The organism is Paracoccus litorisediminis (genome assembly GCF_009711205.1).
GTDB lineage: Bacteria > Pseudomonadota > Alphaproteobacteria > Rhodobacterales > Rhodobacteraceae > Paracoccus > Paracoccus litorisediminis.
In genome coordinates, this window is the sequence record NZ_WMIG01000006.1 from 168,514 (window position 1) to 191,603 (window position 23,090).

At 63.8% G+C, this 23,090-nt stretch carries 23 protein-coding genes; 9 read left to right on the forward strand and 14 right to left on the reverse strand.

The window, feature by feature from the left end; genetic code table 11:
* Positions 1-35: 35 nt before the first annotated feature.
* From GL300_RS13395 to araD, 5 genes are read right to left on the reverse strand one after another with little or no spacing between them, the layout of a single operon-like run.
* The gene (locus tag GL300_RS13395) at positions 36-905 is read right to left on the reverse strand and encodes a DMT family transporter (protein ID WP_246195173.1); all 870 of its coding nucleotides are present in this window, start codon (positions 903-905) and stop codon (positions 36-38) included.
* Between the two features lie 3 nt (positions 906-908).
* Complete coding sequence (locus GL300_RS13400) at positions 909-1,964, reverse strand: Ldh family oxidoreductase (RefSeq protein ID WP_155040138.1); 1,056 nt, start codon at positions 1,962-1,964, stop codon at positions 909-911.
* A gap of 55 nt (positions 1,965-2,019) precedes the next feature.
* Positions 2,020-2,730 carry a ribonuclease activity regulator RraA gene (locus tag GL300_RS13405; protein ID WP_343043038.1) on the reverse strand — a complete coding sequence of 237 codons (711 nt, stop codon included), beginning with the start codon at positions 2,728-2,730 and terminating at the stop codon, positions 2,020-2,022.
* A 4-nt stretch (positions 2,731-2,734) separates the two neighbouring features.
* Positions 2,735-3,925: an L-talarate/galactarate dehydratase gene (locus tag GL300_RS13410; RefSeq protein ID WP_155040139.1), complete on the reverse strand. Its 1,191-nt coding sequence runs from the start codon at positions 3,923-3,925 to the stop codon at positions 2,735-2,737.
* 12 nt (positions 3,926-3,937) lie between these two features.
* Complete coding sequence (gene araD / locus GL300_RS13415; RefSeq protein ID WP_155040140.1) at positions 3,938-5,674, reverse strand: L-arabinonate dehydratase; 1,737 nt, start codon at positions 5,672-5,674, stop codon at positions 3,938-3,940.
* A gap of 157 nt (positions 5,675-5,831) precedes the next feature.
* On the opposite strand from araD, the gene GL300_RS13420 reads away from it, so the two are divergent.
* Positions 5,832-6,536 (forward strand): GntR family transcriptional regulator, encoded by a 705-nt coding sequence (locus tag GL300_RS13420; protein ID WP_155040141.1) that lies wholly within the window; start codon positions 5,832-5,834, stop codon positions 6,534-6,536.
* 56 nt (positions 6,537-6,592) lie between these two features.
* Positions 6,593-7,984, forward strand: a complete 1,392-nt coding sequence (locus GL300_RS13425; protein ID WP_155040142.1) for an enolase C-terminal domain-like protein — start codon at positions 6,593-6,595, stop codon at positions 7,982-7,984.
* Positions 7,985-8,005: 21 nt separating this feature from the next.
* Here the strand turns inward: GL300_RS13425 and GL300_RS13430 are convergent, their stop codons facing one another.
* A complete protein-coding gene (locus GL300_RS13430) occupies positions 8,006-9,634 on the reverse strand; it encodes a winged helix-turn-helix domain-containing protein (RefSeq protein WP_155040143.1) in 1,629 nt (542 codons plus the stop codon).
* A gap of 178 nt (positions 9,635-9,812) precedes the next feature.
* Here GL300_RS13430 and GL300_RS13435 point away from each other — a divergent pair, with 178 nt between their 5' ends.
* From GL300_RS13435 to GL300_RS13460, 6 genes are all read left to right on the forward strand, one after another.
* On the forward strand, positions 9,813-10,019 hold the full coding sequence (locus tag GL300_RS13435; RefSeq protein WP_155040144.1) for a hypothetical protein: 207 nt from the start codon (positions 9,813-9,815) through the stop codon (positions 10,017-10,019).
* 195 nt (positions 10,020-10,214) lie between these two features.
* Positions 10,215-11,270 carry a DegT/DnrJ/EryC1/StrS family aminotransferase gene (locus GL300_RS13440; RefSeq protein ID WP_225612217.1) on the forward strand — a complete coding sequence of 352 codons (1,056 nt, stop codon included), beginning with the start codon at positions 10,215-10,217 and terminating at the stop codon, positions 11,268-11,270.
* Positions 11,264-12,316 carry a glycosyltransferase 61 family protein gene (locus GL300_RS13445; RefSeq protein WP_155040146.1) on the forward strand — a complete coding sequence of 351 codons (1,053 nt, stop codon included), beginning with the start codon at positions 11,264-11,266 and terminating at the stop codon, positions 12,314-12,316. The genes GL300_RS13440 and GL300_RS13445 overlap by 7 nt, the downstream gene beginning before the upstream one ends.
* Positions 12,313-13,560, forward strand: coding sequence for a glycosyltransferase family 4 protein (locus GL300_RS13450; protein WP_155040147.1), 1,248 nt, complete (start codon positions 12,313-12,315; stop codon positions 13,558-13,560). The genes GL300_RS13445 and GL300_RS13450 overlap by 4 nt, the downstream gene beginning before the upstream one ends.
* Before the next feature lie 181 nt (positions 13,561-13,741).
* Positions 13,742-14,443, forward strand: a complete 702-nt coding sequence (locus tag GL300_RS13455; protein ID WP_343043039.1) for a fumarylacetoacetate hydrolase family protein — start codon at positions 13,742-13,744, stop codon at positions 14,441-14,443.
* Between the two features lie 151 nt (positions 14,444-14,594).
* A complete protein-coding gene (locus GL300_RS13460) occupies positions 14,595-15,068 on the forward strand; it encodes an Lrp/AsnC family transcriptional regulator (protein ID WP_155040149.1) in 474 nt (157 codons plus the stop codon).
* A gap of 6 nt (positions 15,069-15,074) precedes the next feature.
* Here GL300_RS13460 and GL300_RS13465 read toward each other — a convergent pair whose 3' ends face one another.
* The 3 genes from GL300_RS13465 to GL300_RS13475 form a co-directional block, all read right to left on the reverse strand.
* Positions 15,075-15,932 carry an SDR family oxidoreductase gene (locus GL300_RS13465; protein WP_155040150.1) on the reverse strand — a complete coding sequence of 286 codons (858 nt, stop codon included), beginning with the start codon at positions 15,930-15,932 and terminating at the stop codon, positions 15,075-15,077.
* A gap of 181 nt (positions 15,933-16,113) precedes the next feature.
* Complete coding sequence (locus GL300_RS13470) at positions 16,114-16,299, reverse strand: DUF3008 family protein (RefSeq protein ID WP_155040151.1); 186 nt, start codon at positions 16,297-16,299, stop codon at positions 16,114-16,116.
* A 59-nt stretch (positions 16,300-16,358) separates the two neighbouring features.
* Positions 16,359-16,655: a PRC-barrel domain containing protein gene (locus GL300_RS13475; protein ID WP_155040152.1), complete on the reverse strand. Its 297-nt coding sequence runs from the start codon at positions 16,653-16,655 to the stop codon at positions 16,359-16,361.
* 149 nt (positions 16,656-16,804) lie between these two features.
* Between GL300_RS13475 and GL300_RS13480 the strand changes: the two genes are divergently transcribed.
* Positions 16,805-17,938: a carboxylate-amine ligase gene (locus tag GL300_RS13480; protein ID WP_155040153.1), complete on the forward strand. Its 1,134-nt coding sequence runs from the start codon at positions 16,805-16,807 to the stop codon at positions 17,936-17,938.
* On the opposite strand, the gene GL300_RS13485 is transcribed toward GL300_RS13480, so the two are convergent.
* The 5 genes from GL300_RS13485 to GL300_RS13505 form a co-directional block, all read right to left on the reverse strand.
* Positions 17,935-18,744 (reverse strand): DeoR/GlpR family DNA-binding transcription regulator, encoded by an 810-nt coding sequence (locus GL300_RS13485; RefSeq protein WP_343043041.1) that lies wholly within the window; start codon positions 18,742-18,744, stop codon positions 17,935-17,937. The two genes, GL300_RS13480 and GL300_RS13485, sit on opposite strands and share 4 nt — an antisense overlap.
* A 65-nt stretch (positions 18,745-18,809) precedes the next feature.
* Positions 18,810-19,895, reverse strand: coding sequence for an ABC transporter permease (locus tag GL300_RS13490; RefSeq protein WP_155040154.1), 1,086 nt, complete (start codon positions 19,893-19,895; stop codon positions 18,810-18,812).
* A complete protein-coding gene (locus GL300_RS13495; protein ID WP_155040155.1) occupies positions 19,892-21,415 on the reverse strand; it encodes a sugar ABC transporter ATP-binding protein in 1,524 nt (507 codons plus the stop codon). Before GL300_RS13495 ends, GL300_RS13490 begins: the two co-directional genes overlap by 4 nt.
* Complete coding sequence (locus GL300_RS13500) at positions 21,412-22,053, reverse strand: DUF2291 family protein (protein ID WP_155040156.1); 642 nt, start codon at positions 22,051-22,053, stop codon at positions 21,412-21,414. The genes GL300_RS13495 and GL300_RS13500 overlap by 4 nt, the downstream gene beginning before the upstream one ends.
* 56 nt (positions 22,054-22,109) lie before the next feature.
* Entirely contained in the window at positions 22,110-23,048 is a 939-nt protein-coding gene (locus tag GL300_RS13505; RefSeq protein WP_155040157.1) for a D-ribose ABC transporter substrate-binding protein, read from the reverse strand.
* Positions 23,049-23,090: the final 42 nt, after the last annotated feature.

Genomic DNA, 23,090 nt, shown 5'->3' on the forward strand with positions numbered 1-23,090 from the left:
AATATATTAGTGCATCTTAGAAGTTTTAGAACCCTTTATGTTCGCCCCCGCGCCATGGTGCCGGTCACGATGGCGGCGATAATGACCGCCGCCCCGATCCAGGTCGACACACCGGCGACCTCGTGGAAAAAAGCGAATGCGAGCAAGGCGATAACTGGCAGGCGCAGGAAGTCCAGCGGTGCCAGGAACGAGGCATCGGCCATCGAAAACGCCCGTGTAATCAGCCCCTGACTGGCCGCCCCAAGCACGCCTTGCAGGGCAAGCAGCATCAGCTGGCCCGAGGTCGGCGTTTTCCAGACGGTCAACGCCAGCAGCAGCGCCAGCGGCACCATGGCAATCAGGTTCCATGCCACCAGCCGGTCGGGACGGTCGTGTCCGGACATGCCCTTCAGGATCAGCTGAATTGCGGCGGTCAGAACCGCCCCGGCCAAGGCAAACAGCAGCGCCGGATCGAAGCCGCCCGCGCCCGGCCGGATGATGATCAGCATGCCCAGAAACCCAACGCCGACCGACATCGCACGGGCGGGCGTCATCCGTTCCCCCAGCAGCAGGCAGGCGCCGATCAACAGGAAGATCGGGGTCGAGAAGCTGATCGCCGTCACGTCCGACAGGGGCGCATTGGCAAAGGCCACGAACAGCGCCAGCAGCGAGGCCAGCTTCAGCCCCGCCCGCAGCACATGCAGCCAGCGATAGGGCGATCCCATCAGATCGCCGCTTTTGACGATCCAGGGCAGCAGGAAGATCAGTCCGAAGGCGGCCCTGAAGAAGCCTATGATGAAGGGATGCACGCCGCCGGCCAGCAGCCGCACGATCACCCCGTCGCAGGCACCCAGCACGGTTGCCGCCACCATCATGCCGGCGGCGGCCAGCAGATTGTTCGGGCGGTCGTGCAGGGACTGGACCATGTCTTAGCCCCGCACTGTCGGCAAGGGGACGCCAAGCGCCAGTGCGCGATCCGCGATCCGCGGCCACAGGGCGTCATCGACGGGAACCCCGTCGGCCAGGGCAGCGCGATGGTGGCGGGCAGCGGAATCGCCGGGAACTCGGACAGCTCCCCGCGTCGCGGGTCCCGGCGGATTGCTGCGGCAGGCCTCGGCCAGCCAGTCCGATTGCTCGCGGAAGGCGTCGATCCCGGCGAATGCCTCGGGGTCGATCACCTGAATGAAGGCGCTTTGCGCCAAGGGTCCCGGCGCGGTATTGGCGCGGCCCTTGCCGGACAGCCCCTGCCCCAGCAGCTCGACCATCAGCCCAAGGCCATAGCCCTTGTGCCCCTTCAACGCGCCGCCCAGCGGCAGCAGCGAGCCGCCATGTTCGGTGACCTCGCGCGGATCGTCGGTCGGCTCGCCCGCCGCAGTCAGCGCCCAGGCTTCGGGGAATTTCTGACCGGCCTTGGCCAGTGTCTGGGTCATCGTGGTCGTGGTGATCGAGGTCGAGACGTCGATCAAAACCGGATCGCCCGAGGTCGGGAAGGCCGCCGCAATCGGGTTCGGTGTCAGCAGCGGTTTCGTCCCGCCATAGGGCGCGACGCGTGAGGCCGCCGGATTGGAACAGGAAATCTGCACGATCAGCCCGCGATCCGTCAGCTTTCGCATATAGGCCGAGAGCGCACATGTATGATGGGTGTTGCGGATGGCCGCCGTCACCACGCCATATTGGCCGACGCGCTCCGCTGCCTGTTCCAACGCACGGGTCAGCAGCCATGCACCGGGCAAAAGCCGACCGTCCCAGACGAAGCTCGCCCCCTTGTCGCTGACAACCTCATAATCCCCCGCCTTTCGCAGCGAGCCATCGGCCAAGGCGTCCAGATACCAAGGCAACAGACCGACGCCATGGGTCTCATGGCCGATCATATCGCCCTCGACCAGCACGCGGGCGGTGGCTTCGGCCTTGTCGGGTTCCATTCCGGCGGCGGACAGAAGCGCTTGCGCGAAATCGGTCAGCGCCTCGCTATCGATGAGGGGCATGGTCTCTCCGTCATTGGGCAGAAGGGGGCGGGCGGACCGCCCCCGGCAGGTTGGTTCAGCGACCGTTGGCCTTGCGCCATTCGGCGAAGATCTCGAGGTTCTTTTCATCCGTCGCCGGGTAAAGCCCGATGATCGTGGCGCCGCCCTTGACGCGTTCGGTGACGAAATCTTCGTAAGCCGTCATCTCGACGGCCTCATCGGCGATCTCATCGGCGATTTCGGCGGGGATGATGATGACGCTGTCATCGTCGCCGACCACGATATCGCCGGGGAAGACCGCCACATCGCCGCAGCCGATCGGCACGTTGATGTCGATGGCCTCATGCAGGGTCAGGTTCGTCGGCGAGGAAGCTCGGTGGTGATAGGCCGGGATTTCCAGCGCGCCGATGGACATCGAGTCGCGGAAACCGCCATCGGTGACGACGCCCGCGCCGCCCCGGACCATCAGCCGGGTGATCAGGATATCGCCTGCGGATGCCGCGCGGGCATCCTTGCGGCTATCCATGACCATGACATGGCCTTCCGGGCATTGCTCGATCGCGGCACGCTGCGGGTGGTCGGGGTTGCGGAAGACCGTCATCGGGTTGCGGTCCTCGCGCGCGGGCATGTAGCGCAGGGTAAAGGCCGGGCCGACCATATTGCGACCCTTGCGCTCGACCGGGCGCACATCCTGAATGGTCTGGTTGCGCAGGCCGCGTTTATACAGCGCCGAACACAAAGTGGCGACCGAGACGCCCATCAGTTTTTCACGAGTAGCGGGATTCACGGGCTCAGCCTCCGAAAGTGGTGGTTTCAACGGTCCAGTCGCGGGCCTTGCCGGTCAGCGAACAGCCCAGACCCGGGCGCGCCGGCACGATCATGCGGCCATCGCGGATTTCCAGTTCTTCGTTGAAGAGTGGTGCAAGCCAATCGAAATGCTCGACCCAAGGTTCGTGCGGATAGGCGGCGGCCAGATGCAGGTGGATCTCCATCGCGAAATGCGGGGCAAGACGCATGCGCTTGACCTCGGCCTGCGCGCAGATTTTCAGGAACTGGGTGATGCCGCCAACGCGCGGTGCGTCGGGCTGGATGAAATCGACCGCATCGGCGCGGATCAGCGCCATATGCTCATCGCTCGAGGCCAGCATCTCGCCGGTGGCAATCGGCGTCGCCAATTCGCGGGCCAGCAGGGCATGACCCTCGGCATCATAGGCGTCCAGCGGTTCCTCGATCCATTCGAGGTTCAAGGGCTCGACCAGACGCCCGAAGCGAAGCGCCGTCACGCGGTCCCATTGCTGGTTCGCGTCCACCATCAGCGGCGCGCGACCGTTCAGATGCTGGGTCACGGCGTCGATGCGGCGCAGGTCCTCCATCGGGTCGGGCTGGCCGACCTTGATCTTGATGCCGCCAATGCCCGCATCCAGCGACTTGTCGATGGCTGCCTTGATCTCATCGATGGACGAAGACAGGAACCCACCCGAGGTATTGTAGCAGGCGACGCCGTCGCGATACGCGCCAAGCAGCTTGGCCAGCGGCAGGCCCGCGCGTTTGGCTTTCAGGTCCCACAGGCAGATATCGATGGCGGCAATCGCCTGCGTCGCCACCCCCGAGCGCCCGACCGAAGCGCCCGCCCAGCACAGCTTGTCCCAAAGCCGGGCGATGTCATTCGGGTCCTCGCCCAGCAGATTGTCGGCGATCTCGCAGGCATGGGCGTAAAGGGCGCGGCCGCCCGCACGCTTGGAATAGCTGAAGCCTAGGCCGGAATGGCCGGATTCGGTTTCGATCTCGCAGAAAAGGAAGGCCACCTCGGTCAGCGGTTTCTGCCGTCCGGTCAGAACCTTGGCATCGCTGATCGGGCGGGCCAGCGGCAGATAGGCCAGCGACAGCTTGATCGTCTTGATCGCATCCTGCGTCGCGGGACCGGCGGCGAAACCCGCCTTGGGCGGTTGCGCCGGGATCAGGCGCTGTGAGATATCCAACATGACATTCCCCCCTTAGTTGATCGCGGGTTCCGGCGTCTTGCCGCCGTATTCGGTTTTCAGGAAATCGAAGTCGCAGCCCTTGTCGGCCTGCTCGATATGCTTGCTGAACATCAGCCCATAACCGCGCTGGTAGCGGGGTTCGGGTGCCTGCCAAGCTTCGCGGCGGGCGGCCAGTTCGGCCTCATCGACCAGCATGTTCAGGGACCGCGCGGGGATATCGAGTTCCACCATGTCGCCGGTTTTCAGCAGTGCCAGCGGCCCGCCGACGAAAGCCTCGGGCGAGACATGCAGCACGCAGGCCCCGAAGCTGGTCCCCGACATGCGCGCATCGGAAATCCGCACCATGTCGCGCAGGCCCAGCTTCAGCAGCGCCTTGGGCATCGGGATCATCCCCCATTCCGGCATCCCCGGCCCGCCCTGCGGCCCGGCATTGCGCAGGACCAGCACGGTTTCCGGCGTCAGCGGATAATCAGGATCGTCGATGATCGCCTTCATCTCGGCATAGCTGTCGGCGACCAGCGCCGGGCCGGTATGGCGATGGAATTTCGCGTCACAGGCGGCAGGCTTGATGACCGCACCATCGGGGCAAAGGTTGCCCTTCAAGACCGCAAGCGAGCCCTCGTGATAGACCGGGTTCGAGAGCGGGCGAATGACATCCTCGTTCCAGATCTTGACCTCATCCAGCCCGTCGGTCAGCGGCTTGCCGGTGACGGTAATGGCGGAGGGGTCCAGCTTGTCGCCCAGTTGCTTCATCAGCGCGCGCAACCCGCCCGCGTAGTAGAAATCCTCCATCAGGTAGGTCGAACCCGAGGGGCGGATATTGGCGATGACCGGGGTGGTGCGGCCAATGCGATCCAGATCGTCCAGCTCCAGCGGAACGCCGGCGCGGCGCGCCATGGCGATCAGGTGGATGATGGCATTGGTCGAACAGCCCGTGGCCATGGCGACCGTCACCGCATTGTTGACGGCGGCAGGCGTCACGATCTGATCGGGGGTCAAATCCTCCCAGATCATCTCGACGATGCGCCGCCCGCAGGATGCCGACATGCGCTGGTGATTGGCATCCGCCGCCGGGATCGACGATGCGCCGGGCAGCGTCAGCCCCATCGCATCGGCAATCGCCGTCATGGTCGAGGCGGTGCCCATGGTCATGCAATGGCCGTAGGACCGCGCGATGCCGCCCTCGATCCCCTGCCATTCTTCCTTGGAGATCGTGCCCGCGCGGCGCTCATCCCAGTATTTGAAGCCGTCGGTGCCCGAGCCCAGATACTTGCCGGCGTAATTCCCGCGCAGCATCGGACCGGCAGGCAGGTAGATGAAGGGCACACCCATGCTGAGCGCGCCCATGACCAGACCCGGCGTGGTCTTGTCGCAACCGCCCATCAGCACCGCGCCGTCGATCGGGTGCGAGCGCAGCAGCTCTTCAGTCTCCATCGCCAGCATATTGCGATAAAGCATGGTGGTCGGCTTGACGAAGTTTTCAGACAGCGACAGCGCCGGCAGCTCCATCGGGAAGCCGCCCGCCTGCAGGATGCCGCGTTTGACCCAATCCACCCGGTCCTTGAAATGCATGTGGCAGGGCTGGGCGTCCGACCATGTATTGATGATCGCGACGATGGGTTTTCCCTCCCAATCCTCGGGGGCGTAGCCCATCTGCATGGTCCGCGAGCGGTGGCCAAAGGACCGCTGGTCATCGGGCACCATCCAGCGCGCCGAGCGCAGATCCGCATATTCCTTTTTCTTTTGCATCCAGTCCTCCCTCGTCCGCTCGGATGCATGCGCGACCGCTGGCCGTGACGCCATGAAACGCTTGAGCGGGATGAGGAACTGATATATTAGTCAGATAAGAATATCAATCATGAATCGCGGGATCACAAAAACCCGCCATTCCATGCAGGATCGCGCCATGACAAAGACCCTATTCGCGGCGTTCAGCCCTTCGGAAACCGCGGCCTCGGCGGGCGGCACGGTCCAGCGCGTCTATGAGGATCTGCGGCAGCGAATCATCTCGTTCGACCTGCCGCCTGACATGACGCTGGCCCGCAATGAACTGACCGAGACCTATGGCGTCAGCCTGACCCCCCTGCGTGAGGCGCTGCAAAAGCTGCATCTGGAGGGGTTGGTCCGCATCTACCCGCAGTCCAAGACCGTGGTGACGCGCATCGACATCCCTCAGATCTACGAGGCGCATTTCCTGCGCACGGCGCTGGAATGCGAAGTGGCGCGCAATCTGGCGCTGTCGCCCGACCGCGATCTGCTGACCCGCGCGCGCTCGATCATCCGCATGCAGGAGGCGGTGGCGCAGGACCCCAATCAGGTCACCATGTTCCAGGAACTGGACGAGGTCTTTCACAACACGCTGTTCGCGGCGGTTGGGCGCAGCCCGCTGCATCGCCTGATCCGCGAAAGGTCGGGCCATCTTGAGCGCGCCCGGCGGCTGCACAATGCGCAGGGGCGGGTATCCTCGATCATCGCCGGGCATATGGACGTCATCGACGCCATCGAAGCTGGCGATCCCGACGCTGCGGTACGCGCGATGCGCGAGCATCTGGGCGGAACGATCTCGCAGATCGAACAGCTGCGCACGATGCATCCCGATTACTTTTCATGACCTTGCATCGGCCTGCCAAGGGCAGACCGCACCATCACGACAGCAGGAGGGACAAGATGTCCGACGACACCACTCTGGAACGCCCGGCGGGCAAGGACTGGGCGAATGGCGCGGGATCGCCCGTGATCCGCAGCATCCGGGTCGTGCCGGTGGCGGGGCAGGACAGCATGCTGCTGAACCTGTCGGGCGCGCATGCGCCGTGGTTCACCCGCAATATCGTCCTGATCACCGATTCACGCGGCGCGACCGGGATTGGCGAGGTTCCGGGCGGCACGGCGATTCGTCAGACGCTTGAGGATGCGGCCCCCCTGCTGATCGGCCAGCCTATCGGGAATTACCGCGCCCTCATGCGGCAGGTCGGAACGACCTTTGCGGCACGCGACAGCGGCGGGCGCGGGCAGCAGACCTTCGACCTGCGCACCACGATCCACGTCGTCGCAGCGCTGGAATGCGCGCTGCTGGACCTGCTGGGCCAGTTTCTTGAGTTGCCGGTCTGCGCCCTTCTGGCCGAAGGCCAGCAGCGCAGCGAAGTCGAGATGCTGGGTTATCTGTTCTTCATCGGCGACCGGAGCCGCACCCCGCTGGGCTACCGTTCGGGCGGCAAGGGCGATGACTGGCTGCGCCTGCGCGACGAAGTGGCCTTGGACGCGGCTTCCGTCCGCCGTCTGGCCGAGGCTGCCGAGGCCCGCTACGGCTTCAAGGATTTCAAGCTGAAGGGCGGCGTGCTGCATGGCGAGGACGAGGCCGCCATCGTCGCCGATCTGGCCGCCAGCTTCCCCGAGGCGCGGGTAACGCTTGACCCGAACGGGGCATGGTTGCTGAAGGACGCGATCCGTTATCTGTCGCCGCTGAAAGGCGTCCTTGCCTATGCCGAGGACCCCTGCGGCCCCGAGCCGGGCTATTCCGGGCGCGAGACCATGGCCGAGTTCCGCCGCGCCACTGGCCTGCCCACCGCCACCAACATGATCGCCACCGACTGGCGCGAGATGGGCCATGCCATCCGCGCGGGCGCGGTCGATATCCCGCTGGCCGATCCGCATTTCTGGACCATGCAGGGCTCGGTCGAGGTGGCGCAGCTTTGCGACCGCTGGGGCATGACCTGGGGCTCGCATTCGAACAACCATTTCGACGTGTCGCTGATGATGTTCACGCAGGTTGCGGCGGCCGCTCCGGGCAAGATCACCGCGCTGGACACGCATTGGATCTGGCAGGACGGCCAGCGCATCACCAAGGAACCGCCGCTGATCCAAGGCGGCAAGGTGCAGGTTCCCGACCGTCCCGGCCTTGGCGTCGAGATCGACGAAGCGGCATTGGCCCAGGCGCATCGCCTGCACGAAACCCTGCCCCAGACGGCAAGGAACGATGCGGCGGCGATGCAATACCTGATCCCCGGCTGGAGCTTTCATTCCAAGACCCCGGCGCTGACCCGCGAGGGCTGGCAGGGTTAAACCCATCAGCGGCGCGGGGCTTTAGCGCGGAAGTCCCGCCCGCGACAGCGCGGCCAGCTCGGCTGCGACGATCACGGGATTGCGGTGGCAACTGGTGTCTCGCCAGCCGTCCTGTGTCATCATGGGCCTATGGCGGGCGGCCTTGGCGGTCCATTCCCGTGCCTCCGCTGGCCTGCCCAGTTGCATCAGCGAAATCGCCGCGCTCAGGTTCATGCGGGGTGACAGGTCGGGAACCTGCTGGAATTCGATCACGGCCTGCGCATCACGACCCATCAGGCGATAGGCATTCCCCCTAGATGCATGCGCCGCTGGCTTCAGGTCGGGCTCCCACGCGACGGCCTGATCGATCCATCCAAGTGCATTGCGATAGTCGCCTGCGCAGATCAGCACCTCGGCCAGACTGCTCAGCATCCGCGCATCAAAGGGCGACAACTCGACCGCCATCCGGGCCTCGGCCACCGCGCCGTCGAAATCGCGGCGCTGTGTCCGCAGAAAGGCATTCAGCCAATGCAGCTGACGCCGGATTTCGGGCGTCAGGTCCATGCTGCCCGTGACCTGATTGGCCAGCCGCTCGGCCTCGGCAATATGGGCGGCACCTTGGGCGCTGCGATAGGTCCAATGCGCGGCCCAATGATACCAACCCAGCTTCACCTTGAGCAGCGCCGAATCCGGGTAATGACCCAGACCCTGCGCCCAGATCCGGCCCGCGCGGTCGTTATCCTCGGAGCTGTGCGCGCCGCTAAACAGGTCAAGACCGCGCAGGTAATATCCGTATTCGCCCAATCGCGAGGGCGCGCTTTCCCATGCCTGCCGATACAGCACCCGCTTCATCGCGTTCTCCTCGCCGGTCAGGCTGGAGATGATCTGCGCGGTCACCTCATCCTGCGGCGCGACCGCATCCGGACCCGATCGGTCGAAGCGCTCGGACCACAGGCTTTGGCCGGTCGCGACATCGCTCAATTGCGCCACGATCCGTAGCCCATCGCCGCTGCGCCGGACGCTGCCGTCCAGCACGAAATCCGCCCCCAATTCACGACCGATGCGGCGCACATCCACCGGCTCGGCACCATAGCGGAACGAGGAATTGCGCGCGATGACGGTCACATCCGGGGACTTCGCCAGAATCGAGACGATATCCTCGGCCACGCCCCTGCCGATCGGATCAAGCGCCGGATCGGGGCCCAGATTGGCAAAGGGCAGCACGGCGATGCGCGGCGGCCCGGGCACGACCTGACCGGGCCTGTGCCACAGCGCAAGGATCAGCAACAGCGCCAGCAGACCCAGTACCAGCAGTCCCCGCGCCGACTGCGGACGCAACGCTTCAAGACGCACATCCTCGGACAGGTCCAGCCGGTAGCCGCGCCGCGGCACGGTCTTGAGCAGGCTGCGATCCGTGTCGCCAAGCGCGCGTCGTATCTCGCTGATGCACTGAACCAGACTGTCATCGGTGACGGCGACGCCCTTCCAGACCGCGTCGATCAGGGCGTCCTTTTCGACCACATCGCCACGATGGCGGACCAGCTCGCGCAGCACCGCGAAGCTTTGCGCGCGCAGCGGTACATCCAGCCCCTTCGCGGTCCGCAGCGTGCCGGCCGAGAAGTTCACGATGACATCGTTCAAAACCAGTCGCGGGGTCGCAATGCCGTCCATCCGCTACTCCCAGCAGAAAGAACCAAGCCTTTCCCTGAAAGATACCTCAGCCCCGCGCCCCGGCTGCCATGACCTTTCGTCCAAATTTCGTGAAGTTTCGGCGCGGTTTCAGGACAGGCAAAGATCAGTCCTGCTGACCTGTTCTTGTGCAACGCATGATCGCTGACAGGAGTATCCCATGATCGCCTTGGTCATTGCCGCCTGCCTGAACACGACTCAGGAGTGCCGCAACTTTCAACTGCTCTACGACCCTTACGAGGTCTCGATGATGACCTGCATGGTCGCGGGCCAGCCGCAGGTCGCCCGCTGGCAGGTGCAGAACCCCAAATGGCAGATCTCGCGCTGGCATTGCGAGATGCAGGACACCCGCAGCTCCAGCCTGTGACCGCCGCAGATTTGGGCTGCAGCAGACCTATCCAAATGTTCAGGTGCGGGCGTAGACAAATTCAATTGGCGGTTGCCCATTCGTGCTATGGTCAAAGTGTGAGGTTTCGTTCGGTTTGCCTTTTGTGAGGCCGTGTTTATGAGTAGCTCCCCTGTTTTCGTAACCCGACCCGTTCTGCCTTCCCTCACTGACATCATGCCTTTCCTTGAAAGGATATGGACCAGCCGGGTTCTGTCTAACAACGGACCGCTCTTGCAGCAGTTCGAGGCAGATCTGGCGCGGTATCTGGGGGTAGAGTTCCTGAGCATCGTCTGCAACGCCTCGCTGGGGTTGGTGCTGGCGTTGCGTCATTACGGCATTACCGGCGAAGTGATCACCTCGCCGTTTTCCTTTGTCGCCACCAGTCATGCCATCCGCTGGGCCGGGGCCGAACCGGTCTTTGCCGATATCGACCCGCATACGCTGAATCTTGATCCGGCGGCGGTCGAGGCAAGTATCACCCCGCGAACGCAGGCGATCATGGCCGTGCATTGTTACGGCATCCCCTGCGATACCGAGGGGCTGGCCGCCGTCGCGCGCCGTCACGGGCTGAGGCTGATCTACGACGCCGCCCATGCCTTTGGCGTGCGCAAGAACGGACATCCGCTGGTGGCCGAGGGCGATCTTTCGGTTCTGAGTTTCCACGCAACCAAGGTCTTCAACAGTTTCGAGGGCGGGGCGATCGTTTCCCCGGACCGGGAAACCAAGCTGGCACTGGACCGGCTGGCGAATTACGGGATCGTCGATGAGGTCACGGTCTCGGAAATCGGGCTGAACACCAAGATGAGCGAGCTGCATGCCGCCGTCGGGCTGGCCCTGCTGCCCCGCATCGACGAAATCATCGACGCTCGCGATCATCTGGCCAACCGCTACTGGCAGGCGTTGTCGCAGGTCCCGGGGCTGCATTGCCTGTGCCCGCCCGGCCAGCCGGGTCAGAACTCCTACATGTTCCCGATCCGGGTCGGCCCCGAATACCCGATGAGTCGTGACGCGCTGCACGCCAGGTTGAAAGAGGATGGGATCTTTGCCCGGCGCTACTTCCACCCGCTGATCTCGGATCTGCCGATGTATCGCGACCTGCCCTCGGCCGCGCCCGAGAATCTGCCCAATGCGCGCCCCGCCGGTGAGCAGATCCTGTGCCTGCCTTTGTATCCGGACCTGCCGGAAGCAGATCAGGACCGCGTGATCGGGATCGTCAGTCAGCCATGCTGAATTCAGCCCTGATTTCGCGGAATCTCGCGCGGCTATTGCGACGGGGGCCGACAGACCTGTCCAGCTTCGCCATTGAGCGTCGCGAACTTTGCCCGGCCGAAGAGGTGACCCGCCCCCCGGCCCTTCATCCTGATGGCGCGATGGACCGGATCATCGCCCTATCCCCCTGGCGCGACTGGGAGGTTGAGCGCGGGTTGATCGCCGGAACCCCGATCCTGCACGCCCCAACCGAGGCCCTGATCCTGCCGGATGTGGTTCTGGCCGGGGCCTATCTGTATCGCGGCGGTGCCAAGGAACGCATCGGCCATGGCGAGGCCCGGATGCTGGACCCCGACCTGCCGCCCAGTCAGACGATACCCGAAGCGTGTCTGGTCTCGGGCTGGACGGGTGCGGATTTCTTCGGGAATTTCATGCAGGACAGCCTGCCGCTTGAAATGATCCCCGGCGACGACGCGCCCCGGATCGCAGCACCGACCAAGCCCTATTCCCATGCATCCGGCTACCGCGTGCTGCTGGACCTGCCCGAGCCGCCAATGCCGCGCCATGCCAGAATCGGACGGCTGACGATCTATCGCGACTTCTCACAAAACAGCTTCAAGCTGGCGCGCTACCGGCAGTTACGCGCCCGCTTGCGCAGCGCAATCGGCACGTTTCCATCGCCGAAGGGCATCTTCATCCGGCGCGGCAGCACGCAGGGCGAGCCGCGCTGGCTGAAGAACGAAGAACAGCTTGAGGAAATGCTGGGCAAACTGCGGTTTGACATCATCGACCCGGACCAGATGCAGGCCGATACGATTGCCCGGATCGCGCTGGATGCACCCGTTGTCGTCTCGGTCGAGGGCAGCCATCTGGGCCATGCTCTCTATGCATTGGCCGATGGCGGCGCCTTCCTTGTCATTCAACCTCCCAACCGTTTCGCCATGCCCTACAAAGAGGTCGCGGACTGTCTGGGCATGCGTTTCGGATTTGTGGTCGGTCATCCCGATCACGGCGGATTTAACGTTGATTTAAAGGAAATCCATTACATGCTGGAGCGTCTTGCATGAGAGGTGACAATATCGAAGGTCCGAACGAACTGATCCTGCTGCCATCGCTTTCCGCGTATCGTGGACCTCGAGGCGGGCTGGTCCTGACCAGGAAATACATGGAAGGCGCGGCCCAATATGCCCGGAACTGGCCCGGCCCGGTGACCAGCCTTGTCCGTTTGGACCCGCAGCCCACCACCGACATGGACCATCAGGAATACCTGCCGGGCGAGGATGAGACCGGGCTGGAACTGCGCCCCGAGGTCGGCCCCGAATTGGCCCAACGACTGTCGAGTGCCGCGCAAGTCGTGGGCTTCCTGTCCCGCGACGACGCTCCGATGCTGGAGCTTTGCCAAAGCATCGGGCTGCCGATGGTCTTTGTATCCGAATATTCCCCCCGCACCGAGAGGCAAATTCTTGCTTCGGAGCAGTTGCACCCGTTGAGGCGCCTGCGTCGCCACGTCTGGCTGTGGCGCAGCGAGCGTATCCGCCGCGACATGCTGCGTCGCGCCGCCGGTCTGCAATGCAGCGGCACGCCAACCTTTGAAAATTATAAGGGTCTGTGCGCTGACACCCACCTGTTCTTCGACAACCGTGTGCGGGCCGCCGAGGTGATCTCGGATGCGGCCATGCAGGCCAAGCTGACGCGCCTGCAGGCGGGTGAACCGCTGCGACTGGTCTTTGGCGGGCGCTTCGTGCCGATGAAGGGGGTAATGGAACTGCCCCGCGTCGCATCAGAACTGCGCCGCATGAACGTGCCCTTCATTTTTGACATCTGCGGTTCGGGTCCGCAGGAGGCCGAGCTTCGGGCCAGTATCCAGGCCAATGGCCTGCAGGACGTCATGATCCTGCGTGGGGTGTTGGATTTCCAGACCGGCTGGGTTCCCTTCCTGCGCGACACCTCGGACATATTTGTCTGCTGCCACACGCAGGGCGACCCATCCTGCACCTATCCCGAGGTGATGTCCTGTGGCGTCCCCATCGCGGGCTATGCCAATGACGCCTTCCGGGGCATTGTCGAAACCTCGGGTTCGGGCTGGCAGGTGCCAATCTTTGACGCGCCCGCGCTGGCGCGACGCATTGCCGAATTGCACCGCGATCGCGCGCAGATCGCCGAGGCCGCCCTGCGCGCCCGCGATTTCGCCCGCCAGCATGTGTTCGAAACGACATTCGCCGCCCGTACCGCGCATTTCATCCGCACCAGCCGTCTGCCCGAGGGCCTGAAGCCCGGCCCGCATGCGGCGCATGTCCATGACCGGACCTGACCGTCCGGCATGATCGCGGCGGACACGGGTGAAAGGCATTACACAGTGGCTGGAGAAGGTCACGGATCGGGAATATCTCGGCTAAGCCGGTGTCGGGGCCTTGACGCCTGCGGCGATACCGGACGCAATGCCGCATCCGCAGGGGCCTTGCCCCCGCGAGGCAAAGCAGGACGGAACCGACGTGACCCAGACATTCGCCTTTGATCCGGCCCCGGTGCCGACCCTTCCCATTGCGGGCAGTGACCAGCTGTTTCCCGTCCGTCGCATCTATTGCGTCGGACGCAATTTCGCCGAACACGCGATCGAGATGGGCCACGATCCCGACAAGGAGCCGCCCTTCTTCTTTCAGAAGAACCCGGATGCCATCGTCCCGCCGGGCGGAGATTTCCCCTACCCCACCCAATCCTCGGACGTGCATCACGAGGTCGAGCTGGTCGTCGCGCTGAAATCCGGCGGCACCGATATCGCACTGGAACAGGCGCTGGATTGCGTCTTTGGCTACGGCGTCGGTCTGGACATGACCCGGCGCGACCTGCAGGCCGTCGCCAAAAAAATGGGCCGCCCCTGGGAAATCGCCAAATCTTTCGAGGCCTCGGCCCCCTGCGGCGCCATCCAACCGATCGCGCAGGTCGGCCACCCGGCGAAAGGCGCGCTTGTCGCCAAGGTGAACGGCGAATTGCGCCAGCAGGGCGACCTTGACCAGATGATCTGGAAAGTGCCCGAGATGATCGCCTATCTGTCGCGATTCTTCGAACTTCGTGCGGGCGACCTGATCATGGCCGGGACCCCTGCCGGGGTCGGCGCGGTGATTCCCGGCGACCGTATCACCGCCGCAATCGAGGGCGTTGGCGAAATCACCGTGACTGTGGTTGCCCAACGCTAATACCCGGCGAAACCCTTGACGAAAGGGGATTCCTCCCCTTTCGAAACCCGGAATAGTTGCATGCAAGTTTTATCACGATTTATCCGATAGACTATTTGTATCGACTGTGGGATAACATTCTCCAGCCCTGCAAGTTTCGAGGTTTGAGCAGATGTTGGACCTGGACCTGATTGACCGCAAAATCGTCGCCGAGTTGATGCGCGACGCCAGCATGCCGATCTCGCAGATCGCAGAGAAGGTCGGCCTGTCCCAGACCCCGTGCTGGAAACGCATCCAGAAGCTGGAAACGAATGGCGTGCTGACCGGACGCGTCGCCATGGCCAATCCCGCCCATCTGGGTTTCGACACCATCGTCTTCATCGAAATCGAGGCCCCCGATCACAGCGCCGAATGGCGCGAGCAGTTCGGCCGTGTGGTGCAGACCATGCCCGAGATCATGGAGGCGCATCGCATGGCGGGTGAAATGGACTACCTGCTGCGGGTGGCGGTGCCGAACATGGCGGCGTTTGATTCCTTCTACAAACGCCTGACCGAGGCGCTGCCGATCAAAAGCGTGACCTCGCATTTCTCGTTGGAACGCATCCGCTTCACCACGGCCTATCCGGTGGACACCCGGCATCGGTAGGGGTGGTCAGATTATCGGCATCCCGCCGGTGACGGCAATGGTCGCGCCCGAGACATAGCTGGACATCGGCTCGGCCAGCATCACATAGGCCGAGGCCAGTTCAACCGGCTGTGCCGGGCGCTGCATCGGGTAGTTCTCGCCAAAGCGCGCCACGTCCCTGTGCGACATGCTGGCCGGGATCAGCGGCGTCCAGACCGGTCCGGGCGCAACCACATTGGCACGGATACCCTTGTCGGCCAGCATCTGCGCCAGTCCGATGGTGAAATTCTGGATCGCGCCCTTGGTCACCGCATAGGCAAGCAGCGTCGGATTGGGCTTGTCGGCGTTGATCGAGGCGGTGTTGATGATCGCACTGCCCGGCGGCATATGGGGGATGGCCGCCTTGACCAGATGGAATACGGCGTCGATGTTCACGGCAAAGGTTTTCCGCCATTCCGCGTCGGGAATATCCTCGATCCGGTCGAATTTCATCTGATGAGCGGCGTTGTTGACCAGAACGTCGATCCGGCCAAAGCGCGCGACGGTGCGCGCCACCACGTCGCGGCAATGATCGGCATCGGCAAGGTCTCCGGGCAACAGCGCGCAATCGCGACCCGCTTTTTCAACAAGGCGCGCCGTATCGCGGGCATCCCATGATTCATTGAGGAAGGACAGCGCCACGTCCGCCCCTTCGCGAGCATAGGCGATGGCTACGGCACGCCCGATGCCGCTGTCTCCGCCGGTGATCAGGGCCACCTTGCCTCGCAATCGGCCATTGCCCTGCCACGTCGTTTCACCATGATCCGGGCGCGGTTCCATCACCCGAAATGTTCCGGGCAGGTCCTGAGTCTGTTCGGGAAACGGAGGCTTGGGATAATCCATCATCCTGATTTTCCTCATGTCTCTGGCGGACTGCGCGCCGCTGTCACGACTTGTATGGAATGGCGTAAACGAAACTTGCTTTCCGCGCCGATGTTCCCGATCCGGCGGACAATCGGCGAAACCCTGCGAATTCTGCGGGCTGCGAAGGGCCAGGAACCGCGCATTCGCGGCCTTGTCCGGACCGCTATTTTCGGACGTGTTCGGGCTTGCCCTTGTGTTTTGTCGCGGCAAATTCCTCCAGCTGCGCCTCGGTCATCGACTGGAACATTTCCTTCGAGGCGCCGCGAAGCGACGTTTTCGTTGTCTCGCCGCGTTTCGCCGACAGGGCCGCGCCTGCGGCCTTTTGCTGCGCCTTGGATTTGGCCGGCATGTTGCGTCCTCCTTGTATCGTGCGGCGGCGCGGGTGGCCCCGCGCCGCGCCGCATCCGATCAGTGACGGTACACAGGCATCTCTTTCAGCTCGCGCTTGTTGTAGCGCGTCACGGCATGGACGTGGCCATCATCGTCGCGCATGAAGTCCAGATCCCGCATCGAAACCGCAACCGGCCTTGTGCCGAAACCAAGGATGCCACCGACATCCACGATGGCCAGCGCATCGGCCCCGCTGCCATGCAGATGCGACACGATGCCGACCCTTTCCTCTTCTGGACCAAGGACTGTGGCCCCGCCCAGAATTGCTTCGGTCAATTCATCCACCTTCAGCCGCTCGTGCATCGCGTGGTCCATTTTCAGGTCCTCCTGACTGGTTTCACCTGTCTTCCCAACGTCCCCCGGCAGGTCATGTTCCGACAGTTCAAGGCCACGTGAACAGCGGCCCAAAGGAACGAACGTCGGTGCTGCGGCCTTTTCCTAAGGCCCAAGCAGGAGATTGCGCGATGACCGAAGAGCCCGCCTTTACCCTTGGCATTGAGGAGGAATACCTGCTGGTCGATGCGGAATCCGGCCAGTTGACCGATGCGCCTGACGCGCTGATGGCCGCCTGCAAGGCCGAGCTGCACGATCAGGTCAGCCCGGAATTCCTGCGCTGCCAGATCGAGGTTGGAACGCCGGTCGCCAACGATATCACCGAGGCACGTGCGCATCTTGGCCGACTGCGCAGCACCATCGCGCGACAGGCACGGGAATTCGGATTGGCCCCGATTTCGGCCGCCTGTCACCCGCAGGCCGATTGGCGTGATCAGGACCATACCGACAAGGAACGCTACAACCGCCTGTCGCAGGAAATGCGCGGCATGGCGCGGCGGATGCTGATCTGCGGCATGCATGTCCATGTGGGTATCGAGGACCGGGCGCAGCGCATCGACCTGATGAACCAGTTCAGGTATTTCCTGCCGCATCTGTTGGCGCTGTCGGCCTCCAGCCCGTTCTGGCAGGGCGACGATACCGGGCTTGCCTCTTATCGGACGACGGTTTTTTCCGGCTATCCGCGCACCGGACTGCCGCCCGATATCGTGGATTGGAACGCCTTTGAACGCGCGACCGCGGTGTTGGAGGATCTGGGCATCATCAGGGACAGCAGCGAGATCTGGTGGGACCTGCGCCCTTCGGCCCGCTTCCCGACGCTGGAGACGCGGGTCTGCGACGCCTGTCCGCGCCTGTCGGACACGATCACGCTTGCCGCACTGATCCAATCGACGCTGCGCATGCTGTGGCGACTGTCACAGCGCAACATGCGCTGGCGGCAATATGACAACTTCCTGATCGGCGAAAACCGCTGGCGGGCATTGCGCCACGGGCTGGGACAAGGGCTGATCGACTTCGGCGGCGGCGACATCAAGCCACACGCCCAGATTGCCGAGGAATGGTTGGCACTGATCGCCGAAGATGCCGACCATCTTGGCAGCCAACCCAGCGTCGCTCGCTTGCGTGATATCAATGCGCAGGGCAATTCCGCCGACCGCCAGCGTGCCGTCTTTGCTGCTGCCACCTCCGCCGGGGCCAGTCGCGACGAAGCCCATCGCGCCGTGGTCATGCACCTGATCCGCGAGTTCAGCGAGGGGCTGGACTAGCGCGCGATCAGCAACTCAATCCCGCGCGCCTTGAATTCCTTGGCATCGGCATCCGAAATCCCGTCATCCGTGATGAACGAGTGGATCACCTCAAGCGAGCCAAGCCGGGTGAACGAGCTTTTGTTGATCTTGGTGCTGTCGGCGACCAGATACACGCGCGAAGCGGCGCGGATCATGGCCTCTTTCAATTGCAGATCGGCAAAGCTGGGATAGGTCAGCCCCGCATCCAATGCGACCCCGGCCGTGGCCAGAAACAGCTTGCCGGCGAAAATGTTGCGGAAATATTCGACCGACTTGTCGCCCGACAGCGACAGGGTCGGGGCTTTGAATTGCCCGCCGGGCATATGCACCTCAAAGCCCGGAACCGCCCCCATGATCAGCGCGATGTTCAGCGCATTGGTAATGACGGTCAGGTTGCGGCGATGAACCAGCCGGGTCGCCACCTCGGTCGTGGTCGTGCCCGCATCAAGGATCAGCGTCTCGCCATCCTCGACCAGACTGGCCGCCAGCGCGCCGATGCGGCGCTTCTTGTCCATGTTTTCCTGATGATGCAGGACCAGACTTTCGACCTGCTTCGGGGCCGAGTTCAGATAGGCGCCGCCATGTTCGCGGGTAATATGGCCTTCCGATTCCAGCCGCTCCAGATCCTGCCGGATGGTCGCCTCGGACACCTGGAACGCGGCAGCCAGTTCGCGCACGCGGGCCGCGCCTTCCTCCTGTATCCATTCAAGGATACGGCGGCGGCGTGGTTCGGACAGAAGCCCGATCATGGACTCGTCACGCGTGGGCTCGGGGTTTTGCGGCACGAGAGGCTCCGGCAGAAGGATGGTCGGGCGGGTCTTAGGCGATCCCCGCCCGATTGGCAAAGCAGTCAACTCACATGGGCTGCGGCGGCTTCCTGTTGCAGCGCCACACGCGCCTGCAGGCGGCTTTGTGCCTGATCGATGACCACGGCGGCAATGATGACAAGGCCCTTGATGACCGTCTGCCAGAATGAGGAGACGCCCATCATGATCAGCCCATCCGACAGGATGCCGATGACGAAGGCACCGACAATGGTGCCGCCGATCCGCCCGCGCCCGCCCGACATCGAAGTACCACCCAGCACGGCGGCCGCGATGGCGTTCAGTTCGAACGTCTCGCCCGTGGCCGGATGGCTGGCCTGCAACTGGCTGGCGATGATCAGCCCGACCAGCGCCGCGCAGAAGCCCGAAAAGACATAGACGAACAGCTTTACCCGGTTGACCTTGACGCCGGACAGCGCCGCGCCACGTTCATTGCCGCCGACCGCATAGATGTGACGACCCAGCGGCGTGCGTCCCGCGACATAGGCGGCAATCGCCGCCACCGCGATCAGCATCCAGATCATGAAGGGCAGGCCCAGCAGATTGCCCGTGCCGATGAACGGAAAGCTGGCCGAGCCATATTCCGGGTTCCCCGACAGGTTCGGGAACGTCCGCCCCCCCGAGGCCAGCAGCGCCGCCCCCCGCGCCACGTAAAGCGTGCCCAAGGTGGCGATGAACGGCGCGACATTCAGCTTGGTGATCAGAAGCCCGTTGATAAGGCCGACAAACATGCCGACCAGCACGGTAATCAGTGCGATCTCAACGGTATTGAACTGGATGGAATAGGCGATGCCGATGGCGTTCAGGTCGATCCCGTAAAGTACCAGCCAGCCCGCGACCATGCCGCAAAGACCGACGATCGAGCCGACGGACAGGTCGATGCCGCCGGTGATGATCACAAATGTCATGCCGATGGCCAGAAACGCGTTCAGCGCCACGTGCTTCGAGATGATGACGGCATTGGCAGTGGTCAGGAAGTTCGGCGCGTTGATCGCGAAGAAGGCAAAGACAAGGATCAGCGCGACAAAGGTGCGCATCTTCAGCAGCAAAAGCAGCGCGCTGGTCCCCGAGGAAACCGAGGGGCTGGCGGCGGTTCGGGTGGTGGCGCTCATGCGGCACTCTCCTTGACGGGGGCGGTGGCGGCGATCACCTCGGCGGCGTCGGTGCCGCTGGGGAATGTCCCGGTGATGCGGCCATTGGCCATGACGATGATGCGGTCTGACAGGGCAAGCACCTCGTCCAGATCCGAAGTGACGAAGAGGATGCCAAGCCCTTCGGCGGCAAGGCGACGCATGGTGCGAAACACCTCGGCCTTGGCGCCGATGTCGATCCCGCGCGAGGGTTCATCCATCAGCAGGATCTTGGGGTCGGTCATCAGCGCCTTGCCGATGACAACCTTTTGCTGGTTGCCCCCCGACAGGCTGGAGACCGGGTTTTCGGGGCTGGCGACCTTGATGGTCAGCCGCTTGACGAATTCGGCCGCGGTGCGGGCCTCGGCCTTGAGGTCCAGATGGAAAAGGCGGGTGAACCGCCCCAGCGCCGAAAGCGTCAGGTTCTCGCGGATGGCCATGATCTGGACCAAGCCGTCGCGCTTGCGATCCTCGGGGATCAGGGCGATGCCGCGGGCGATCCGCCCGGCCACGTCACGCTCGGTCAGGGGTTTCCCCTCGACAAAGAAGCGCCCGCCGGAGTGCGGGTGCTGGGCCATGATGCATTCCAGAAACTCGGTCCGCCCTGCCCCCATCAGCCCGTAAAGCCCGACGATCTCGCCCGAGCGGACCGACAGCGAGACATGGTCGACCGCATTGCCGCCGCCGGGGCGGGGCAGGACGACCTCTTCGGCGCGAAAGACCTCATCGCCGAAATTCGGCGGTTCGGTGCGCCCGAATTCCTTGGAACTGTCGCCGATCATGGCGCGCACGATCCAGGGGATGTCGACGCCCTGCATCGGGCGCGAGCCGGTGATCGCGCCGTCGCGCAGCACGGTGATGTAGTCACCGATGCGGATCAGTTCCTCCAGCCGGTGGCTGATATAGACGATGCCGACACCATGCGCCTTCAGATCGGCGATGACCCGGAACAGCACCTCGACCTCGGCTGCGGACAGGGCCGAGGTGGGCTCGTCGAGGATCAGGATTTCCGCGTTCTGGGCCAAGGCCTTGGCGATCTCGACGATCTGCTGCTGTCCGATGCGCAGGTTGCCCAAGGGGGTATCGGGGTCGATGGGCTGTTCCAGCCGCTTCATCAGCCGGGCGGTTTCGGCCCGCTGATGCTCGCGGTCGATATCGACGCCCGCACGGGTCGGCTCGCGACCGATGAAGATGTTTTCCGCCACCGTGAGGTTGGGGAACAGGTTCAGTTCCTGAAAGACGATGCCGATGCCCTGCGCCACTGCGTCCGCCTTGGAACGGAAGTGCACCACCTGCCCATTGCGGGAGGTCTCGCCCTCGGTCAGGGATTCAACCCCGGCGATGACCTTCATCAGCGTGGATTTTCCTGCGCCGTTTTCGCCCACCAGCACATTGACCGCACCCATGCGCAGGTCGAAATCGACGCCCTTCAGCGCCACGGTGCCGGGATAGACCTTGACGCCCCGGCGAATGGTCAGACCGATCGGATGGTCCTCGGTCATGGTGCGACCTCGACGCTGATCGGAGTGACCAGCCAGGCTTCGGTGGCCGAGCGGATGGCAAAAACCCCGGTAAAGCTGGCTGTCTTGCCGGTCGGGTCGCCCTCAATAGTCAGCCCCGCCGTGGCCTTGTCATTCAGCGCCCGGCCAAGCTTGGCGAATTCGATCTGGTCGCGGAAATTGGTGAAGTCGTAGAAGGGCGAGTAATCGCGCAGGGCCGAGCCCTTGACCACTGGCCCCAGCTGCAGCGTCACATCCGCCGCGCCGTCATTGTCGGTGTCGATCCCCATGGTGCGGGCGCGGCTGTCCAGTTTCGCCTCGATCACCTTGCCCTGTCCCTTGACGGCAAAGTTCCATGCCGCACCGGCACCTGACCCGGCTTTGCCATGCGCCTTGCCCGCCGCGTCCAGCCCACCCGCGATGGCCGCGCGCAGATCGGCGACCGGCACAGCCTTGTCGCGGATGGTCGGCAGCAGCTTCGGCTCCCATGTTTCGGTCAGCAGGTTCTGGATGCGGGCATCATCACCACTGGCATCGGCGGCGGGGGCTTTGCCTTCGACGCTGTCGGTCTTGACGATCTTGCAGGCGCTTGGCCCAAAGCCCGCAGCCAGACAGGCCACGGTCAAAAGAATGCGTTTCATCGGGATCTCGCAACTTCTAAAGGCCCGGTGCGGGCTTGCCGCACCGGGCGAAGGCGTCAGTTCAGCGCAAAGGTTTCCAGTTTCGACGCGTTGTCCGCGTTGATCAGGATGCAATCCATCAGCTGTTTTTCCTCAAGCCCGGTCGAGCCGGTCTTCAGGAACTTGTCGGCCTGCTCGACCGCCATCTGCGCCTGGCTATAGGCCGGCTGCAGCACCGTCGCCTTGATCCCGCCCTTGGCGATCGAGTCGCGCACGTCGTTCGAGCCGTCAAAGCCCACCACGATCACGTCGGTGCGGCCCGCAGCCTCAAGCGCGGCCCAGGCGCCCATCGCCATAGTGTCGTTACCCGAAATGACGCCTTTGATGCCCGGATTGGCCTGCAGCATCGATTCCATGACCGTATAGGCCTCGGTCTGGGACCAGTTGGCGGTCTGCTGCGCGACCATCTTCATGTCGGGATATTGGTCGATCACGTCGTGATAGCCCTGCGAACGGATGCCCGCATTGGTGTCGGATTCCTTGCCCAGCAGCTCGGCATATTCGCCTTTTTCACCCAGCAGCTTGACGAATTCCTCGGCCCCAAGCTGCGCGCCCTGGTAGTTGTTCGAGACGATCTGCGACACGGCCACGCCCGAGGCGGTGATCTCGCGGTCGATCAGGAAGCTGGGAATGCCCGCATCCTTGGCCTTCTGGACCGCTGCGACCGAGGCATCGGCGCCGGCATTGTCCAGAACGATCGCCTTGACCTTGGCGGCGATGGCGCTGTCGAACAGTTGCGATTGCTTGTTGGCGTCATCGTCATGGACCAGCACCATGGTCTCATAGCCCAGTTCCTTGGCCTTGGCGGCAGCACCGTCGGCCTCGGCCTTGAAGAACGGGTTGTCATGGCTGGGGGTAATGATTGCGATGGTGTCGGCAGCAGCAGCCAGCGACGGCAGCGCGCCCGCCATGGCCAAGGCCATGGCCGACACCAGAATGCGGCGTTTGAAGTTCATGGTCTTCCTCCCTTTGTGCCGCCTTTCCGGCAGCGACTCCTC

What these genes read in the sequence shown, in the direction of transcription:
- GL300_RS13395 (WP_246195173.1), bottom strand. Translation starts at nt 905, where the DNA reads ATGGTCCAGTCCCTGCACGACCGCCCGAACAATCTGCTGGCCGCCGCC.
- GL300_RS13400 (WP_155040138.1), bottom strand. Translation starts at nt 1,964, where the DNA reads ATGCCCCTCATCGATAGCGAGGCGCTGACCGATTTCGCGCAAGCGCTT.
- GL300_RS13410 (WP_155040139.1), bottom strand. Translation starts at nt 3,925, where the DNA reads ATGTTGGATATCTCACAGCGCCTGATCCCGGCGCAACCGCCCAAGGCG.
- araD (WP_155040140.1), bottom strand. Translation starts at nt 5,674, where the DNA reads ATGCAAAAGAAAAAGGAATATGCGGATCTGCGCTCGGCGCGCTGGATG.
- GL300_RS13420 (WP_155040141.1), top strand. Translation starts at nt 5,832, where the DNA reads ATGACAAAGACCCTATTCGCGGCGTTCAGCCCTTCGGAAACCGCGGCC.
- GL300_RS13425 (WP_155040142.1), top strand. Translation starts at nt 6,593, where the DNA reads ATGTCCGACGACACCACTCTGGAACGCCCGGCGGGCAAGGACTGGGCG.
- GL300_RS13430 (WP_155040143.1), bottom strand. Translation starts at nt 9,634, where the DNA reads ATGGACGGCATTGCGACCCCGCGACTGGTTTTGAACGATGTCATCGTG.
- GL300_RS13435 (WP_155040144.1), top strand. Translation starts at nt 9,813, where the DNA reads ATGATCGCCTTGGTCATTGCCGCCTGCCTGAACACGACTCAGGAGTGC.
- GL300_RS13440 (WP_225612217.1), top strand. Translation starts at nt 10,215, where the DNA reads ATGCCTTTCCTTGAAAGGATATGGACCAGCCGGGTTCTGTCTAACAAC.
- GL300_RS13445 (WP_155040146.1), top strand. Translation starts at nt 11,264, where the DNA reads ATGCTGAATTCAGCCCTGATTTCGCGGAATCTCGCGCGGCTATTGCGA.
- GL300_RS13450 (WP_155040147.1), top strand. Translation starts at nt 12,313, where the DNA reads ATGAGAGGTGACAATATCGAAGGTCCGAACGAACTGATCCTGCTGCCA.
- GL300_RS13460 (WP_155040149.1), top strand. Translation starts at nt 14,595, where the DNA reads ATGTTGGACCTGGACCTGATTGACCGCAAAATCGTCGCCGAGTTGATG.
- GL300_RS13465 (WP_155040150.1), bottom strand. Translation starts at nt 15,932, where the DNA reads ATGATGGATTATCCCAAGCCTCCGTTTCCCGAACAGACTCAGGACCTG.
- GL300_RS13470 (WP_155040151.1), bottom strand. Translation starts at nt 16,299, where the DNA reads ATGCCGGCCAAATCCAAGGCGCAGCAAAAGGCCGCAGGCGCGGCCCTG.
- GL300_RS13475 (WP_155040152.1), bottom strand. Translation starts at nt 16,655, where the DNA reads ATGGACCACGCGATGCACGAGCGGCTGAAGGTGGATGAATTGACCGAA.
- GL300_RS13480 (WP_155040153.1), top strand. Translation starts at nt 16,805, where the DNA reads ATGACCGAAGAGCCCGCCTTTACCCTTGGCATTGAGGAGGAATACCTG.
- GL300_RS13490 (WP_155040154.1), bottom strand. Translation starts at nt 19,895, where the DNA reads ATGAGCGCCACCACCCGAACCGCCGCCAGCCCCTCGGTTTCCTCGGGG.
- GL300_RS13495 (WP_155040155.1), bottom strand. Translation starts at nt 21,415, where the DNA reads ATGACCGAGGACCATCCGATCGGTCTGACCATTCGCCGGGGCGTCAAG.
- GL300_RS13500 (WP_155040156.1), bottom strand. Translation starts at nt 22,053, where the DNA reads ATGAAACGCATTCTTTTGACCGTGGCCTGTCTGGCTGCGGGCTTTGGG.
- GL300_RS13505 (WP_155040157.1), bottom strand. Translation starts at nt 23,048, where the DNA reads ATGAACTTCAAACGCCGCATTCTGGTGTCGGCCATGGCCTTGGCCATG.